Annotated in this window: 14 protein-coding genes; 7 read left to right on the top strand and 7 right to left on the bottom strand. The window is 69.4% G+C overall.

Annotated elements, in window-relative coordinates; genetic code table 11:
• Positions 1-403 precede the first annotated feature (403 nt).
• Positions 404-2,005 carry an FG-GAP repeat domain-containing protein gene (locus tag Pla133_RS06935; protein ID WP_145064055.1) on the top strand — a complete coding sequence of 534 codons (1,602 nt, stop codon included), beginning with the start codon at positions 404-406 and terminating at the stop codon, positions 2,003-2,005.
• A gap of 78 nt (positions 2,006-2,083) precedes the next feature.
• Here the strand turns inward: Pla133_RS06935 and Pla133_RS06930 are convergent, their stop codons facing one another.
• The 6 genes from Pla133_RS06930 to Pla133_RS06905 all read right to left on the bottom strand — a co-directional run bounded on the left by Pla133_RS06930 (position 2,084) and on the right by Pla133_RS06905 (position 9,271).
• Positions 2,084-2,824, bottom strand: coding sequence for a 3-keto-disaccharide hydrolase (locus Pla133_RS06930; protein WP_145064052.1), 741 nt, complete (start codon positions 2,822-2,824; stop codon positions 2,084-2,086).
• Between the two features lie 125 nt (positions 2,825-2,949).
• A complete protein-coding gene (locus tag Pla133_RS06925) occupies positions 2,950-4,593 on the bottom strand; it encodes a right-handed parallel beta-helix repeat-containing protein (RefSeq protein ID WP_145064047.1) in 1,644 nt (547 codons plus the stop codon).
• A 368-nt stretch (positions 4,594-4,961) separates the two neighbouring features.
• A complete protein-coding gene (locus Pla133_RS06920; RefSeq protein WP_145064042.1) occupies positions 4,962-5,906 on the bottom strand; it encodes a glycoside hydrolase family 130 protein in 945 nt (314 codons plus the stop codon).
• A complete protein-coding gene (locus Pla133_RS06915; RefSeq protein ID WP_145064036.1) occupies positions 5,903-8,233 on the bottom strand; it encodes a glycosyltransferase family 4 protein in 2,331 nt (776 codons plus the stop codon). Before Pla133_RS06915 ends, Pla133_RS06920 begins: the two co-directional genes overlap by 4 nt.
• Positions 8,234-8,367: 134 nt before the next feature.
• Positions 8,368-8,661 (bottom strand): hypothetical protein, encoded by a 294-nt coding sequence (locus tag Pla133_RS06910; protein ID WP_145168312.1) that lies wholly within the window; start codon positions 8,659-8,661, stop codon positions 8,368-8,370.
• Positions 8,662-8,713: 52 nt separating this feature from the next.
• Positions 8,714-9,271, bottom strand: coding sequence for a hypothetical protein (locus Pla133_RS06905; protein ID WP_145064027.1), 558 nt, complete (start codon positions 9,269-9,271; stop codon positions 8,714-8,716).
• A gap of 398 nt (positions 9,272-9,669) precedes the next feature.
• On the opposite strand from Pla133_RS06905, the gene Pla133_RS06900 reads away from it, so the two are divergent.
• From Pla133_RS06900 to Pla133_RS06880, 5 genes are all read left to right on the top strand, one after another.
• On the top strand, positions 9,670-10,584 hold the full coding sequence (locus tag Pla133_RS06900; protein WP_145064025.1) for a hypothetical protein: 915 nt from the start codon (positions 9,670-9,672) through the stop codon (positions 10,582-10,584).
• Between the two features lie 461 nt (positions 10,585-11,045).
• A complete protein-coding gene (locus tag Pla133_RS06895; RefSeq protein WP_145064021.1) occupies positions 11,046-11,582 on the top strand; it encodes a HEAT repeat domain-containing protein in 537 nt (178 codons plus the stop codon).
• Between the two features lie 7 nt (positions 11,583-11,589).
• A complete protein-coding gene (locus tag Pla133_RS06890; RefSeq protein WP_145064018.1) occupies positions 11,590-11,961 on the top strand; it encodes a SpoIIAA family protein in 372 nt (123 codons plus the stop codon).
• A gap of 95 nt (positions 11,962-12,056) precedes the next feature.
• Complete coding sequence (locus tag Pla133_RS06885; RefSeq protein ID WP_145064015.1) at positions 12,057-13,337, top strand: site-2 protease family protein; 1,281 nt, start codon at positions 12,057-12,059, stop codon at positions 13,335-13,337.
• The gene (locus tag Pla133_RS06880; protein WP_145064011.1) at positions 13,330-14,148 is read left to right on the top strand and encodes a class II glutamine amidotransferase; all 819 of its coding nucleotides are present in this window, start codon (positions 13,330-13,332) and stop codon (positions 14,146-14,148) included. The genes Pla133_RS06885 and Pla133_RS06880 overlap by 8 nt, the downstream gene beginning before the upstream one ends.
• 117 nt (positions 14,149-14,265) lie before the next feature.
• Here the strand turns inward: Pla133_RS06880 and Pla133_RS06875 are convergent, their stop codons facing one another.
• Positions 14,266-14,472 carry a YgaP family membrane protein gene (locus Pla133_RS06875; RefSeq protein WP_145064006.1) on the bottom strand — a complete coding sequence of 69 codons (207 nt, stop codon included), beginning with the start codon at positions 14,470-14,472 and terminating at the stop codon, positions 14,266-14,268.
• 370 nt (positions 14,473-14,842) lie between these two features.
• Between Pla133_RS06875 and Pla133_RS06870 the strand changes: the two genes are divergently transcribed.
• Complete coding sequence (locus tag Pla133_RS06870) at positions 14,843-16,477, top strand: FG-GAP repeat protein (RefSeq protein WP_145064002.1); 1,635 nt, start codon at positions 14,843-14,845, stop codon at positions 16,475-16,477.
• Positions 16,478-16,585 lie beyond the last annotated feature (108 nt).

Here is a 16,585-nt window from a genome sequence, read left to right as displayed (position 1 = left end):
TCTGTGGGTCGGCCGCTGGACCAGGACCTCGCAGCGTTGGCGCGAATCGGCTGGCCGGTCGACGGCTCGATTGAACTCCAGAGGGTCCCATCGGGCCCCCCCCGCGTCGCCCACCTGCCGAATGCCTGCCGGCGAGAGGGCGCAATGATGACTCCAAGGGCGACCGGCCACGACCGTGCGCCCCACCACCAGTCGCGGTCTGGCGAAGTAGTCGAAGCCGGGAGCTGGACTGGAGCTGGACCGGAGCTGGACCTGCAGCAAGCGGCCGGCCCCAGTCCGCACGATGCGCGTCACCGACTCGCGCAGATGAACCGACTGTCACGGGACCGGGCTCGATCCACCACCAAGCTGATCCAGATGCCCACGCAGATTGGCTGGGCGGGCCCAAATAGGAACCGGTGCCATGACCATTAAAACGACCTTCATTCCGCTTCTCTTCGCCTCGTCGCTCGTCCCGCTCTCGGCCCATGCAGGCCAGGAGTGCCTGCAACAGATCTACACGTCCGGCTCACTGGATGTGGGCAGCTCCGCGGCCGACATCGCTACGGGCGATCTGGATCAGGACGGCGACCTGGACACCCTCGTCGCCGGCGCGTCAGGGCTGTGGCTGTTCGAGAACCAAGCTGGGCTCGGCTTCAGCACGACGAAGCTCAACGTCGGGTCCAGGCCCCTGAATGTCGCCTTGGGCGACATGGACGGCGACGGCGACCTGGACGCGCTCGTGGCACTCGGCGGGACCCTGCAGATCACTCCCGAGGGCTACAACTACTACGCCCAGGACGGCGTGCGCCTATTGACCAACGACGGCGCCGGGCACTTCACGGGCGGCGCGCTGTTCGAGTTCCCGGGCTTCTTCGACAGCAGTCCCGTCGCGGCGTTCCTCGAGGATCTCGACGGCGACGGCGACCTCGACGCCGCCGTGGCGCTGCGCCAGTACACGCCGGACTCCCTGCACTTCTCGGGCGGCCTTTGGGTCTTCACCGGGAACGGAGCAGGGGCGATCACGCCGCAGCCGATCCACATGCTTCCGACGACCGCGACCGAGGTCTGCATGGCCGACTTCGATGGTGACGGTCACCTGGACTTCGCGGACCTCGGCGGAACCTCGTCGATCAGCCCCACGATCCAGTTCGCCTACGGGGTCGGGGACGGCACCTTCGTCAATGGAGGTCCGAGCCTGGGCGGCGGGATCTATGCCGGTGGCATCGTCGCTGGGGACTGGGACGGCGACGGGGACGCGGATCTGGCGACGGGCTACAAGTACGGCCTGACCACCTTCATCAATGACGGCAGCGGGAGCTTCCCCACCGTTGGCCAGTCCCTGACCAACCTGGGCTACTACCTCCGCGGGCTCTCGACCGGCGACATCGACGGCGACGGAAGCCCCGACCTGCTCGCGGTCTCCGGAGGCTCGAGCGCAGCTCGAATGCTGGTCAACAACGGCGGTGGTAGCTTCGCCCTCGCGACCTCCCTGCCGACCTCGTCGCAGGTCTACGCTTCCCACCTGGCCGACACCAACGGCGACGGCCTCGACGACCCGTGGACCGCCGACCTCACCACGGGCAGCGTGAACTGGAGCATCAGCCAGTGCGTCGTCGTGCGCTACGGTGACGCCAAGCTCAACTCCCTGGGTTGCCTGCCCACGATGGGCAAGGTTGGCAGCCCGGCAATCGGAGGCTCGGGGCTGACCCTACGAGCGGACAACGAGGTCATCGACCAACCGGGCGTGATGATCGTCGGACCCGGTCCGGCGGACGTCCCCTTCCTGGCGGGGACCCTGCTGGTCGGTGGCCCCTGGGCCTTCATTCCGGTCACCGCCAGCCACGGATCGGGCGACCCCGGCACCTGTGACGGCGCGGTCTCGTTGACCGTCGGAACCGCGACCCTCGCTTCGCTGGGCGTGGGCACCCGACTGCACGTGCAGGTGCTGGGCCTCGACCCGCTGCAGGCGGACGGCACCTCGGCCAGCCTGAGCGACGGCCTCTGGTTCGAAGTCATCCCGTAGATCCAGTCGCGCGGCCGCTGGCCTGGTGGCAATCCAGATGCCAGGAGAGCGGCCGCGTTCGGAGCGCTGCGGGATGCGTCAGGGCAGCTCGCGCAGCCTGAGGTTGCGGTACTCGACCCGAGCGCCCTCGGCCTCCAGGGCCAGGTAGCCCTCGGACGGCGAGCACTGCGAGCCGCCATTGACCTCTTCGCCGCCCACCCACAGGCGCACGGCTCCGTCGATCGCCACGATCCGGTAGTGGTTCCACTCACCGGCTGGGCGCACCAAGCGCGCCGTGGGGAAACTGCGCGAGCTGGTCGGCGATCCCACGGTGTAGGCCTCGCCTCGGTCGTCGACGTAGTCGATCGTCGGCGTGCGCGCGACCATCGACGAGCCCCCCACCGGGAAGACGTCGCCGTGGCTCGTGAACCAATCGGAGGGCGCCCCCTTGGAGGCCTCCCAGTTCTCCTCGTAGCCGAGGTCGAGCACTTGCACCTCGATCCCACTGCGCGGCAGGGTGCCCGGGGGCAGGTCGGTGAAGGCCGACTCCGGGCACCAGAGGAAGACCCCCGAGTTCCCAGCGTGCTCCAGGTGCCGCCAATCGAGGGTCAACTCGAAGTTCCGATAGATCTGCTTGGTCCGGGCACCGCCCAGGGGTCGGCCGCTGCACAGGATCACGCCGTCGGATTCGGTCCAGGTGTTCGTGTCACCGTTGACGTTGACGAAGTCCTCCAAGGTCAGCTCGGTCCAGCCCCCGGCGCCCACCTCGTGCGTCGACGCGCAGCCGATGAGGTGCAAGCTGAACAGGGTGCTGACCAGGAGCGCTGGGCGGATTCGCATGGGGTGCGGCTGGGGGTTGTGGTCTGGGAGGCGGTGGTACCAGCCGCGAAGCCGAGGCGCGCCGTCGAACGCCGTACCCTGCGGCAATCGGCGTCCGGAGCTCCGGCTGGGACCCCGACGACCGATCAGGGACAGGTCTGCTCGACGCAGAGCGGCCCGAGCGGGGGCAGGCTGGACGGCAGGTTGACGCCGAGCACGCAGCAGCGCAGCGACGCGGCCTGGGCCGCCGGGCCGACGTCCGGCACCGGCCCCACGCCTTGGACCTCGTTCATGACCAGCAGGCAGCCGCGCAAGCGTGCGCCGAACACCGCGCCGCCCTCGGCCCGCCCGGTCAACACCGCAGGATTCGAGTGGGCACGGTTCGCGAAGAAGCGCGAGCCGACGATCGTCGCGGGTCCGAAGACGGCGCCGCCCTGGGCGCCCGGGACGGGCTTCTGACCACTGGCATCAGCCCATGCGTCGTAGTAGGCCTCGTTCTGGCGGAACGCGCAGTCGAGGGCGACGACGCTCCCCGAGTCGGTCCACAGGGCTCCACCCCGGGCGATGGGGACCCAGCTGTCGGGGCTCTGGTTCCAAGCCCGGTTGCCGACGAAGTCGCAGCGGTCGAGGACCACCGCCGACTGGCTGGCGCCGAGCCCGCCCCCGTCGGCGTAGTAGAACGAGCCGCCCGAGACGACGACGTTGTCCACGAAGCTCGAGTCGACCGCGGTGGCCGTGCTGTCCTGCACGAACACCGCGCCCCCGCGCGCGCTCGAGTTCCCGGTCAAGGTGCAGGACCGCAGCTCGAGCTCGCCGGAAAGGACGTAGACCGCGCCTCCCTCGCGGTTGCTGAAGACATCGCCCGCGAAGTTGGTCGACAACTCGCACTGCAGCAACTGGGCGCTGCTGGCGTCGACCCACAGGCCGGCGCCGTTCCCGTCGAGCGTGCGCCCGCCCCTGATCGACACGTTGACCAGTTGGGCCGCTGCGCCCTGGCGCAGGGCGACGTTCCCGCCGCTGCCGCCGTTCCAGGCCGTGTTGCCCTCCAAGAGCCCACCGACCATGGTCAAGCTGCCGCCCACCAGGTGGATCCCTCCGCCGTCCCCGGCCTCGGCCTTGTTCTGGCGCAGCTCGACGTCGACGAGGGTCAGGTCCGAGTTCGTCGCTTGGATCGCTCCGCCCTCGCGCAAGGTCGTGTTGCCGTCGAACCTGCAGCCATTGAAGGCGGGCGACCCGTCGCGAATGTAGGCGCCCCCGCCGATCCCCGGCGTGTTGCTCAGGAAGACGCAGTCGACGACCGTGGGCGACGTGCCCAGGACCAGCAATCCGCCCCCCGCGAACACGGTCGTGCCGAACAGGGGCTCCACGAGCTGCGTACCCTCCCCACCGACAACCGTGAAGCCCTCCACGCGGCAGGCCGAACCCTGACCGCCGCGGATCTTGATCGCGCTCTGCTCGAGCGACCATTGGATGGTCGCGTCGATGATCGTCTGGTCCGCGCCCGCCGAGCTACGCAGGACCAGCTCCTTGGTCCCCAGGTCCACCAGCTCCGCGTAGGTGCCTGGACCGACCAGGATCGTGTCACCGTCGACGGCCGCGTTGCTGTCGATCGCGGCCTGGATCGAGGCGAAGGGATCTGCCGCGCTGCCACTACCCGGGCCCGCCACGCTGCCGTCCACATGCCACGTCGTTTGGGCCACGGCGCGGGACGCAGGCAGGCACAGGGCCAGAGCAAGCGCCAGCGTCGGATAGGTCAGCGTCGAGAGAGCGACAGGTGACGGTGATCTCATGGTCCGAAAGGTTGCTGGTCGGCGGCGCCGAGCGAGCCCGGTAGGGCCGGGAGACAGGCTGAGGTGGCAACGGCCAGTTCGTTGCGAGAGGGTCAAGCCTAGTGTCCCCTCCGGGGATGTAGGGCGGCGAAAGTGCCCGGGAGCGCCGGGGGATGTGGGACTGCTTGTCGAATCGGTCGCGCGCGGACCCGCAATCCGGAGCCCTGGACCTCCACGCGAGGCTCCCCATGGCCGCTCGCCGAAAGCGGCCTGGTTCGTCACCGAGGACCCGAGACCACCAGGGATGCGACTTGGGATCCGTCGGCACCACCGAACCCCGCCCGTCGCACCTCGCGTGGGTGCTTTGCGCCGCAGCCAGGTCCAGCCCCTCAGCTCTTCGCCAACCAGGCCAACAGCGCGCGCACGCTTCCGGTAGCGAGGGCGATGCTGGTGTCCGCGGCGCCGTAGTAGAGGAAGATCGTGTCACCGTCCGCGCCGATCGTGTAGCCACACGGGAAGGCGACGTTACCCACGTCCCCGTGGCATTCGTAGCTCGCCTCCGGACCGAAGACCCACGAATCACCCCGGGCGATACAGACCTCCGGACGCTCGAGGTCGAACAGCGCCAGACCGAGTCGGTAGAGCGCGCCGGCGGCGGTGTTCCGGACACCGTGGTAGATCATGAGCCAGCCCTCTGGGGTCGCGATCAGGGGCGGGGACAGGCCGACCTTGTTCGCATCCCACCAGCCGCCCTTGCGCGCCTGGAGCATGACCTTGTGACCACCCCAGTTGCGGAGGTCGGGCGAGTACGAGATCCAGATGTGCGCCCCCTGATCGTGCACGGGCCGGTGGATCAGGGCGTAGTTGCCATCGATGCGGCGCGGCAGCAGGCAGGCATCCTTGTCGTCCGGCTGCATCACCAGTCCACACCGCTCGAACTCCCGAAAGTCGCGCGTCAGGGCCAGAGCAACTCCCGGCCCTCCCTCGCTGAACGCCGTATAGGCCACGGCGTACTTGCCGAGTTCGTCGACGAAGGTGATGCGCGGGTCCTCGATCCCCCACAGCTCCTCGGGATGCTTGGCCGGGTCCGACGCCAGGGTCGGCTGCTCGTCGATGATCCAGCCGTCGACGCCGTTCACGGAGCGGGCGGCGCACAGGTGTGAGAGCCCGCGTCGATCCTCGACGCGCGCGAGCAGCAGCGTCGTGCCGTCGGCCAGCCGCGTCGCGCCTGGGTTGAAGACCGAGTGCACTGCATAGGGCCAGTCAGCCGCCGTCAGGATCGGATTCTTTTCGTGCCGGTGAAAGAGCTCTTCGTAGCCAGGTGTCGGGGTCATGAGGTTTCCTGGCTTGCCGAGGCAGCCATGTCGCGCGATCTGGGGATCCGTGTGGTGTCGCCATTGGCGACCACCGTTGCCGTGAGCGGATGGGCCTTCGCGTTCGCACCCACGATGCGATCGGCCGCTCGCATCTCGAGCAGTGCCAGCAGGAAGGAGAGGGTCGATTCGGCGCCCTGGTTCTCGTTGACGCGGTCTTCGTGCAGCCCGTCGCGACAACCGCCGGTACTCGCGTCGTAGAGCGGCTCCTGGAGCTCGTTCTGGCCGAGGAACCAGTCGAAGGCTTGCCTGGCGTAGACCGACCACTTCGAGTCGCCCGTCACCTGACCGGCAGCCAGGCAGGCCGAGACCATCGCCGAAGCCTCGACGGGCTGTTGATCGAAGCGCGCTCGGGGGCCGCCCTTCACATAGAAGCCGTCGGAGCCGACGGGCGCGAAGTCTCCCCCGGCAGAGCGCTGCACGTCGCTGAGCCATTCGAGCGCTCGAAGGCTGACCTCGACCAAGTCGCCGCGCCCCATGCGCGCGCCCGAGACCAGCAGGGCCTGGGCGATGCGAGCGCTGCAGTAGGTCAAGCTATCCTCGAACCAAGGCCAATCGGGTTCGCTGGTGCGGTTGAAAAGGTCGAGCAGGCGCTCGGCCAGGAGCTCCCGCACGGCCTCCACCCGACTGTCGCCCTGGAAGGCGCGCAGGTACTCCTCGAGACCGAGCAGGGCGAAGGCCCACGCGCGCGGGCTCGTGAACTCGGACAGGACCGGGAGTGCCGCGTGGAACAGGTCGCCGCTGAGGGAGCGCCGCCCCGGACCCGCCGAGCGACCGACCACGGTCCCCAGCGCCCAGAGGGCCCGCCCGTGGCTGTCCTCCGAACCCGACTCCTCCTGCCAGCTCCGACGAAAGGACATGAAGTTGCGAAAGCGCCCGATCTCGGGGTTCCAGGCGTAGCGCACGAACGCCAGGTAGCGCGAGCCCAGGGAGCGGATCAGCTCTCGATCCCCCGTCCCGGCCTCCTCCGCCAGGGCCATGACCGCCAGGCCTCGGGCGTTGTCGTCCAGGCAGTAGCCGTCCTCGAGGCGAGGAACGGTGAAGGCGGCGTGCTGCAGCAGGCCGGTGCCGTCGGTCATGTGCCGCAGGTGGTCCAACACGAGCGCCGGCAGCTCGACCGGGCGACTGGCCAAGGTCTTCGCGTGGAAGACCGTGCGCATGCGCTGCTCCTGACCGACGCGCGCGCGCTCGAAGCTCTGGCCGTACTCGAGGGCCACGGCCGGCCAGGTCATGTCGCGGCCGTAGGCTGCCGCCCGTCGACAGATGGCGCCACGCTTCTCATCGTCGCCGAGCAGCTCGATGGCGGCGCTCGCGATCGCGGCGGAGTCCCGCCAGGGGACGAGCACCCCGCGCTCTTCCTCCAACAGTTCGGTGGCGTACCAGTACGGCGTCGAGATCACGGCCTTGCCGGACCCAACCGCGTAGGCGAGGGTCCCGGAGGTGATCTGCTCGGCCTTCAGGTAGGGCGTGACGTAGATGTCCGCGGCCGACAGGAAGTCGTTGAGCTCGTCCTGGCTCACGAAGCGGTCGTAGAAGATGACGCTCGACCCGACGCCGAGGCGCCGCGCGCGATTCTGGAGCATCAGGCGATAGGCCTCACCGTGTTGGTCCTTCACGTGCGGGTGCGTCACACCCAGGACGATGTAGACCGTGTTCGGCTGCTGCTCGAGGATCTGCGGCAGGGCGTCGATGGCGTACTCGATGCCCTTGTCTGGCGAGAGCAGGCCGAAGGTCAAAAGCACGCGCTTGCCCTCGACGCCGATGCGCTGCTTGCTGGAGCGGCCGTCGGGCAAGAACGGGATCCCGTGTGGAATCAGGTCGATCTTGCCGTCCGGCACCTGGTGGACACTGCGCAGGAGGTCGACGCCGCGCTCGCTCATGACGACCACGCGCTCGGAGAGGCCGAACAGCTCGTCCATCACCGCCCGCTGGGCAGCGTTCGGCTCGGCGAGGATCGTGTGCAGCGTCGTGACGACCGGCATCCGCAGGTCGCGCAGGAGGGCGATGATGTGGCTCCCGGCCGGGCCGCCGAAGATGCCGTACTCGTGCTGCAGGCAGACCACGTCGACGGTGTTGACGTTCAGGAAGTCGGCAGCGCGGTGGTACGACGCCAGGTCGCCCTCGGCGATCTCGAATCGCACTCGGCTCGGATAGACGTGCCGGTGCACCACGTCGTTCATGGCCAGCACGAAGCAGTCGACCTCCGGGAAGGCCACACCGATCGAATCGCTCAGGTGCGTCGTGAACGTGGCGATCCCACACTGACGCGGCATGTGGTTGCCGATCATGGCGATCTTGCTGATCGCGCGGGGGGGCGACGGGGACGTCCGCTCCGGGTCGCCCTGCGCCTCCGGCAGATTCCACAGGGACGACTGCCGCTCCCTTGCGATGGAGACAACGGATCCGTTCGGCTGGCCGGACTTCATGACGGGTTCGCGATCGCCGCTGCGTCGCGCTCCCGTTGCAGGTCTTGAAGGGCCAGCGCGTTCTCGGCCAGGGCCTCCTGCGCCAACCGAAGCTCCTGCTCTGGAACGACCCTGTTGACGATGCAGAGGATCTGCCGGCGCGCGTAGTGGGCCTCGGGCGATTCCGGATAGACCACGATCACTTGTTCGTAGTCCCGCAGGGCCGCGAGCAGGTCGTGTTCGCCGTAGTGCTCTGCGTGCGCCTTGGCGTACTGCTGCTTGGCTGCGAGGGGGATTCTCAAAGTCTCCATGGGCTCCGCGCTCTTCTGCCCTTGGATCGCAAGGGACTGCTGGGGTTCGTGGTCAAGGTTGGCGGCCCGCATCGGCTGCAGGAGCTCCGCCCTCGGTCCGTTCGCGCTCTCTGTGATGCCCGACGCCGCCGAGGTCCGCGCAGCGCTCGCGGGTCGAGCGGAAATGCACTCCGCCCACGCGGTGGTAGCGCTCGGCCCGGATGAACCACAGGGCGAGGCCGCCCGTGTTGTGATCCTGCGACAAGGGACCCGTGGCGCTTCGAACGCCGAGCGAGCCCTTCTTGCCCGTCGTGACCCAGCCACGCCGCTCCATGATGAGCCTCACGAGCACACCGATGGCCTGGCGCAAGCGCGTGCTGCGGCGGCGGTCGGCCGTCTCGAAGAAACGCCCCAGCACTGGCTCGGACTCGAGCTCTCGCACCACACCGGCCAGGGGAGCGCGATCGTGGTGGATCTCGGCGTCCTCCATGCGCTGCTGGCGCTCGGCATGGTTGAAGAACGACAGCACCTCGTCGAAGGGGGTGCCCGGCTCGTTCAGGACGTCCGCAAAGGTCTTGCCGTGCCGATCTGCCAGGAACTGGTCCCGCGCGATCCGCTCGGGCGGTTTCACGGGCACCAGACAGGTAGATTTCGCACGGGGAGGATCTGTAGGGGCAGAATCGGGCGCCGCAAGGCCCCGCCTTCAAGACGGCGCCGCGCTACGGCAGAAGTCGCTGGCACGAAGTGGCCGGGCGAGCGTCGGCGAATCGGTAGCCGTCCGAGCAACCGCTCCTTCCCGGGTCTCGAGTCAGTCACCGGCGGACGACAAGCCGAGGCCCGGCGGGACCGTCTTCACGGTTCGAAGCCCATGCTGCTGCAACATCCCAGGGGGAGCTGCTCCGCAGGACCTACGTCACCGACATGAGTTCTCCAGAAGGCAGCGGGACGCAGCCGCGGCAGGCCGGATCCCAAGGACGCGCCCCCCCTACGGCCGACGCCACCCCCGACTCCTCACCCGGCACCACCACCATGAAGCGACTCTCGCGCCGCGCAGCCCTCGCTGGCCTCACCACGACCGCCTGCTTGACCTCGTTCCCGGCTCAGGCCCAGTCCACCGACGTGCCGCTCGGGCCGAAGGCCTGCTACCTGCACGTGCACTCGAGCGATTCGGCCGGCTCAGCCGCCGTGGTGCCCCTCGCCGGGCTGGGAGCGGTGCCGGGCAAGTCGCTGCTCCTCGAGGGCTTTGGCGACCTCGACAACGGCCCGTCGGGGGACACGATCCTGAGCCTGATCGGCCTCTACTCCTCCAGCCCGACCCTGCTCGGGCCCGAGCTCCTGCACCGGGTCCCGGGTGCGATCGACGCTGGAGTGGAGTTCATCTCCGCTCCCACTCTCAGTGGCGGCCAGCCCACCGACATCCCCGAGGACTTCCGCATCACCAGCGCGGCCCAACCGAACGTCGTGGTCGCCATCCCCGTCGGCGCCCTGTACTTGTTCATCGGGAACCACGACTCCCAATGGTTCGACAACAGCGACCCCGATGGCGACCTCGGCTGCCGAGTCACCGTTGTCGGGACTTGGACCGAGCACGGCGCTGGCCTGGCCGGGACCGCGGGCACGCCCAAGCTCGTCGGGACGGGCCTGCTTCAGGGCGGGGATCCGCTGTCGGTCACCCTGTCGTCCGCGCGGCCGAATGCGCCGAGCTTCCTCGTGATGGGCTTCCAACTGCTGGACCTGCCGCTCTTCGGCGGCACGCTCGTGCCCGCTCCGGACATCATCCTCGGTCCCCTGCCCACTTCGGGCACGGGCGACTGGGTCCTGCCCGCGACCTGGCCGGCGGGATTGCCCGAGCTACTTTCGGTCTGGTTCCAGGCCTGGATCGTGGACCCCATGGCGACCGCGGGGCTCGCCGCGTCGAACGGCCTCCGTGCGGTTACCCCCTGACGCAGCGAATGGCGCTCCGTCGTGGCGCGCCAAGGTCTTCTCACCGGTTCCGTCGATGGAAGCACTCGTCGGCCTCGTCCTGCTCGCAGAGCCCGGCTCAGAACGATCGCTCTAGGGACACCGTTCAAGCGGTCCGCTTCTCCGCAAGGGAGGCTTGTGTGGGGGCAGCGGCGCCGCTGCCGTCCCGGTGATCGTGGCGACATCCGTGGCGGTCCTGTACGTCATGCACGCCGATCTGACCGGGGACGGCAGGTGTGCCAGGTCGTGGACGGTGTTTCAGCACGGCGGTTCAGCACGGTGTTTCAGCACGGTGCCTCGGATGCTGACGCTGACGGCAACGTCAGTTTCGCCGCATCGAACAACCGCTCGAGCGGCAGCTCCAACATCGCGTCCCCGGGCTCGTACATTGCACCGCGCGACGTGAGAGTGAACACCCGGTAGAAGAAAGGGACGTGGGAACGATGAGTTCGAACTTCGCGACGATCGACGCCGCCATCAGGCGCTTGGAGAGCGATTCGAGTGAGGACCGCAAGCACGCCCGAGAGGCGCTGGAGGCCGTCGGGCGGCCGGCGACCGGGCAACTGGTCCGCTTCCTGAAGCCTGCCGGTCCCGGGGCTCGCCACGAGGCGCTGAGAGTCCTGGCCGCAATCGGCGACCCGGAGGCACTCGACACCTTCGTGGAGCACCTCGACGACGAGGAATCGGACTGCCGCTGGGCGGCCGGTGAGGGGCTCGGCAAGCTCGGAGAGACAGGGTTGCGACGGGTGCTGGAGATCCTGCTCGATCCGCCCGGCGAGGAACATCAGCTGCGCGCCGTGCACCACGCCCTCGACGAACTGAGCAAGGCCGGCTTCGACTCCGTCGCAAGACCCGTCCTGCTCGCCTTCCAAAGTCCGCGTCGGGAGGTGGAACTACCCACCACCGCGCACACGGCGCTCGAGCGACTGCGGCACGAGGCAGCCTCCGAGGCGGCCCGCGCCGCTTCGGGGAAGGGCTGAGCGCGCCGTGCAAGGCCAAGTCGACGTCGTGGCCGCCGACGATCTCGTCGAGGTGCACGTGAGTGGGAAGTTGTCCCGCGAGGTCTACGAGGAGTTCGTGCCGCTGCTCGAGGAGCAGATTCGCGAGCACGGCAAGCTACGGATCCTGTTCGTGATGCGCGACTTCCACGGCTGGACCGCCGGCGCCATGTGGGAGGACTTCAAGTTCGACCTGGCGCACTTCCGCGACCTGCGCCGCGTCGCGATGGTCGGGGAGAAGCGCTGGGAGCACGGAATGGCGATCTTCTGCCGCCCGTTCACCACGGCGCAAGTGCGCTACTTCCCCCTGTCCGACCTCGAAGCAGCGCGGGATTGGGTCCAAGAGACCCAACCGGCTTAGCCCGTACCGGTCAGCGGAATCGGCTGCGGCGGCGCAGGCCTGGCCGCGCTTGCTGACTGTGTCCCCTGATCGCGTCCCCCGACGAATCGACCCCAATGACCGGCCCACAAACCACTCCGACGCCCGAGCCCCGCCCCACTTCCTCCTCGGCGCGATCGGGCGGAACCTCGAAGCGCGCTGCCGGCCGCCCAGCGATTCCCCTCGGCCGACTGTTCGGGATCGAGATCGGGCTCGACTGGAGCTGGCTGTTCATCTTCCTGCTGATCACCTTCTCCCTGGCCCAGGGCTTCGCCCACGGCGAGAGCTGGAGTCCGGCCCAGGCCTGGAGCGCGGGGTTGCTCGCGAGCCTGCTGTTCTTCGCCTCGATCCTGCTGCACGAGTTGGGTCATAGCGTGACATCCCAGGCCCTGGGCCTGCCGGTGCGCTCGATCACGCTGTTCATCTTCGGCGGTCTCGCGCGCCTGAGCGGCGAGCCCGAGCGACCGCGGGACGAGTTCCTGATCGCCGCGGCCGGTCCGGCCGTCAGCGTGCTGCTCGGGTTGGGCTTCCTCGGCGCGGCGGCGCTCCTGGGCGGCGACGCCGGCGCCGCCGGCGTCCTGGGCGTGGTCTTCGGTTGGCTGGGCACGACCAACCTCGTCCTGGCCGCGTTCAACCTGGTGCCCGGCTTCCCCCTCGACGGTGGTCGACTGCTGCGCGCCGCGGTGTGGCGGGTCACCGGCGACTTCGATCGGGCCACCCTCGCCGCGAGCGCCGTCGGCTCCCTCTTCGCCTACCTCTTGATCGGCGGCGGCATCGTCATCGCGCTCTTCTTCGGCGCGCTGTTCAACGGCCTGTGGCTGGCCTTCATCGGCTGGTTCCTGCTCAGCGCCGCCCAGGGGAGCGCCCGCAGCGTGCTCATGGAGCGCGAGCTCGGCGGCGTCAGCGTTGCGAACGCCATGGAGCCGGTCGAGCCCGCGGTGGACGGCGATGCCTCGCTCGACGAGGCGCTGGAGGACGTCGTCCTGAGCCAGGGTCGCCGAGCCTTCTTCGTCGCGGAGCGGGGACAGGTCGAGGGCCTGGTGACCCTGCATCAGATCAAAGAGGTCCCCAGGGCGCAGCGCGCCGCGGCCCGCGTGCGCGACGTGATGTTGGGCCTGTCCGACCTCGTCACGGTCTCCGAGGACGCCTCGGTCTGGGACGCGCTCAAGCTCCTGGGCGAGGCCGGGGTCAACCAGGTCCCCGTGGTCCGGGGCGGACAGGTCGTAGGTCTGCTGACCCGCGGCCGGATCCTCGCGATCCTCGAGAACGCGCGCGAGCTGGGGGACACGCGCGGGCAAGCCACGCACCGCGCTCGCCCCGAGGTCGATCCCCACCCGGCCCGACCTCGCCATGTGTGAGCTGTTCGCCCTGTCCAGCCGCCAACCGACGAGGGTCAGTCTGTCCTTCGAGGCGTTCGCCGAGCACGGCGACCCCGGCGGTGAGAACCGCGACGGTTGGGGCATCGCCTACTACCCGGGACGCAGCTCGCGCTTGATGAAGGAGCCCGCTCCGGCAGGGGACAGCGAGTTGGTGCGCTTCATCGAGGTGCACGACTACGCGAGCGGGCTCGTCGTCTCACACATCCGCCACGCGTCCCAGGGGCACATCTCCTTCGACAACACCCACCCCTTCGAGCGCGAGCTCGGCGGGACGTCCCACGTCTTCTGCCACAACGGCGACCTGGGCCAGGAGATTGGGCGGCTGGCCAAGGGTCTCGGCCGCTTCCGCCCCATCGGTCAGACGGACTCGGAACTCGCCTTCTGCTACCTGCTGTCGGCTCTCGAGCCCATGTGGCTCGGAGCTGTCGGGGTGCCGCCGCTGTTGGAGCGCACCGCCGCCGTCCGTGAGTGCGCTTCCCTGTTCGCCGAACTCGGCCAGGCGAACTTCCTCTACGCCGACGGCGACGCCCTGTTCGTCCACGCCCACTGGCGCGAGCCGGCCGACGGCAGCGAAGGACGCGGGCCCGGGTTGCACGTCTTGACCCATCCGCTCGAGACCGCTCCTCACCCCGTCGACGTCCCTGGCATTCGCATTCGACACGCGGCGAGGAACGGCCCCGTCGCCGCAGTCGCCAGCGTGCCGCTCACGTCGGCGCCGTGGGAGCCGATCGAGCAGGGCACGCTCCTGGTCGTACGCGACGGAGTCGTCGTGGATCGCGCTCGGACTTGACGCGCCAGAGCGCGAGATCGAACGCCGCTGGAGCCGATTGCAGCGGGCGTTCGACGCGCCGGCGCACTCCAGCGGTCGACCATGACGGGGGAATGCCGCTCGCGACTGCCACGGGGCTCAGGCGCGCGCCGGGCAGGTGCTCAGGCCGAAGAGCGTGTAGACCGGGCAACTGCCGAGCAGCCCGGTGACGAGCGGCACGACGCCCAACCAGCCCCAGGACGTCCGGGGACCGACGAAGACGATTGCGATCAACCCGAGGCCGATCGCCACGCGGGCCGCGCGTTCGAGGGGGTGTTCGTTGCGGGGGAGTAGCTTCGAGAGCATGGCGGTGGATCCGGTGCTAGTGCTGGTGGGGTGGCGCCGCACGCGGGCGCCGTCGACCCCCTTGGAGACCTGACCCAGCGGAGAGTTCCTCGAAATCCGCACGAGCCGCCCCGCTACCCAGAGCGACGGCGCGGCCGCTCCTCCCCAGGGTCGGCCCCCTGCGCGCGCCGAGGCATGGGTGGGGTACCGCCCCTGGCAAGGGCGCGCCCCGACGTCCGAGCGATGGACGACCAGGGGCCGCGGATGGTCCCTGGCTCCGGGTCGGGATCTTTCTCGGGAAACCCTGTCGGCAGCCAGGGCCACAAGCGGCGTCGAGGGGTGGCGCCGGAAGACCCGGCATTCCCAACGCAACTCCCATCCCCCCAGATCGATGAACACTCCCTTCGCTGCCGCCACCGCGGCGCTGCTGCTCTCATCCACGGCCCTGGCCGGTGACGGTTGGTTCCATCTCGAGCCCCTCTCGCCCGACCTCGGCCAAGGCTCGAATTCCGCCGGCGGTGCGGTCGAGATCTCGAACAACTGGGCCTTCGTGTCGGCCTCCGGCGGAGACCAGGGCGCCCGGGCCGTCCAGGTCTATCGCCGGGACGGCGGGACCTTCGTACCGGTGCAGACCCTCTCCAGCCCCGCACCGACCTCGATGGGGTTCGCCAACGAGATCCTCCAGCGGGGCGACACCCTGTTCGTCGCCGATGCGACCTTCGACATCGAGGTCGCCGAGAATGTCGGCGCCGTCCGCGTCTACCGCCTCGGCGACGACGGCTGGGAGCTGTCCCAGTCTCTGTTCGACACGGTCCTCGACAGCGACGACTACTTCGGCAACTCGCTGGCCGCGGACGGCCCGTGGCTCGCCGTCGGGGTCCGCCAGGCCAACGGCCAGCCGGGCCACGTGGCGGTCTTCCGCGAGGTCGACGGGACCTACGAACACGAAGCGGACCTCGCCAGCGCCTACGGGCCCAACCTCGGATGGTCGGTGGCGATCCAGGCCGCCGAGGACGGGCAGTCGGCCCAGGTGCTGGCGGGCGTGCCCTACTTCGACGCCTCGGCCCAGACCCCCAACACCGGCGCCGTCGTGCCCTTCTTCGTCGCCCCGGGCCAGGTCTGGTCCGGCGCCGCGCTCGAGGCCGCGGGCTCCGAGGCCCACGACCGCTTCGGCGAGACCCTGGCCTTCGCCGGTGACATGCTCGCCGTCGGCGCCGACGGCGTGACGGCCAACGACGTCGACGACGGCGCGGTCTACGTCTACACCACCGACACGAACGGGCTGCTGCCGCAGTTCACCTTCGTGGAGCAGCTCACCCCGGGCTCCGCGAGCGCAGGCTTCGGGAAGGAGCTCGACCTGGATCCCGAGACCGGCCGCCTGCTCGTCGGCGCTCCCTACGCTTACACCACGCCGGACAACAAGCCGGGTCAGGTCTTCGTCTACCGCCCGGAGATCTTCGGCGACGGCTTCGACCTCGAGGAGGAGCTGTGGCACACCGGCGGCGAATGGGGCGATCAGCTCGGCATGTCCGTCGCAGTCTCCGGCGGCTGGGTCCTCGCGGGCGCCCGCTATGGCAACGGCTCCGACGGGGCGGCCTACATCTTCTCCCTGAACTCCAACCAGGCGACCCAGGGCCTGGCGCCGGCCTCGGTGCTGGCCGCCGCCGACTCCTATGGCCCCACCTCCGGCCCGATCTTCAGCGCCAAGACCCTGCCGGTCGCAGGCCAGACCGCCGTCATCGGCGTCGCCCCGGCCACCCCGGGCCACCTGCCCTTCGTGGTCGGCGGCACCGCGCCGACCGCGCTGCCGATCTTCGGTGAGCTGCTGCTGGTCGCCGATCCCGTGATCCTGACCCTGCCCCCCGTCACCCAGTTCGGAAGTGTGGGCACCGGCTGGACCGTGCCGAACGATCCCCTGCTCTATGGCGCCCAGTACTTCGCCCAGTTCTGGTTCGTCGATCCCTTCGCCCTGCCGGGGCTGGAAGTCGAGGCCTCGAACGGGATCCGCTTCACGGTCGGCTTCTGACCATACGGAGTCGCACACCTCGTTGTTGATCAGCAACAAGAGGGTGCCAGGCACGTGAGCATCGAGAGACGCGCACCTCGTCGCTGCCCAGCAGCGGCGAGGTGCGCG

Origin of the sequence: Engelhardtia mirabilis (assembly GCF_007748095.1) — a bacterium.
Lineage (GTDB): Bacteria > Planctomycetota > UBA1135 > UBA1135.
This window is presented reverse-complemented; position numbering and strand designations above follow the sequence as displayed.

Coding starts and splice junctions, on each gene's coding strand:
- Pla133_RS06935 (WP_145064055.1), top strand. CDS start 404: ATGACCATTAAAACGACCTTCATTCCGCTTCTCTTCGCCTCGTCGCTC.
- Pla133_RS06930 (WP_145064052.1), bottom strand. CDS start 2,824: ATGCGAATCCGCCCAGCGCTCCTGGTCAGCACCCTGTTCAGCTTGCAC.
- Pla133_RS06925 (WP_145064047.1), bottom strand. CDS start 4,593: ATGAGATCACCGTCACCTGTCGCTCTCTCGACGCTGACCTATCCGACG.
- Pla133_RS06920 (WP_145064042.1), bottom strand. CDS start 5,906: ATGACCCCGACACCTGGCTACGAAGAGCTCTTTCACCGGCACGAAAAG.
- Pla133_RS06915 (WP_145064036.1), bottom strand. CDS start 8,233: ATGATCGGCAACCACATGCCGCGTCAGTGTGGGATCGCCACGTTCACG.
- Pla133_RS06910 (WP_145168312.1), bottom strand. CDS start 8,661: ATGGAGACTTTGAGAATCCCCCTCGCAGCCAAGCAGCAGTACGCCAAG.
- Pla133_RS06900 (WP_145064025.1), top strand. CDS start 9,670: ATGAAGCGACTCTCGCGCCGCGCAGCCCTCGCTGGCCTCACCACGACC.
- Pla133_RS06895 (WP_145064021.1), top strand. CDS start 11,046: ATGAGTTCGAACTTCGCGACGATCGACGCCGCCATCAGGCGCTTGGAG.
- Pla133_RS06885 (WP_145064015.1), top strand. CDS start 12,057: ATGACCGGCCCACAAACCACTCCGACGCCCGAGCCCCGCCCCACTTCC.
- Pla133_RS06880 (WP_145064011.1), top strand. CDS start 13,330: ATGTGTGAGCTGTTCGCCCTGTCCAGCCGCCAACCGACGAGGGTCAGT.
- Pla133_RS06875 (WP_145064006.1), bottom strand. CDS start 14,472: ATGCTCTCGAAGCTACTCCCCCGCAACGAACACCCCCTCGAACGCGCG.
- Pla133_RS06870 (WP_145064002.1), top strand. CDS start 14,843: ATGAACACTCCCTTCGCTGCCGCCACCGCGGCGCTGCTGCTCTCATCC.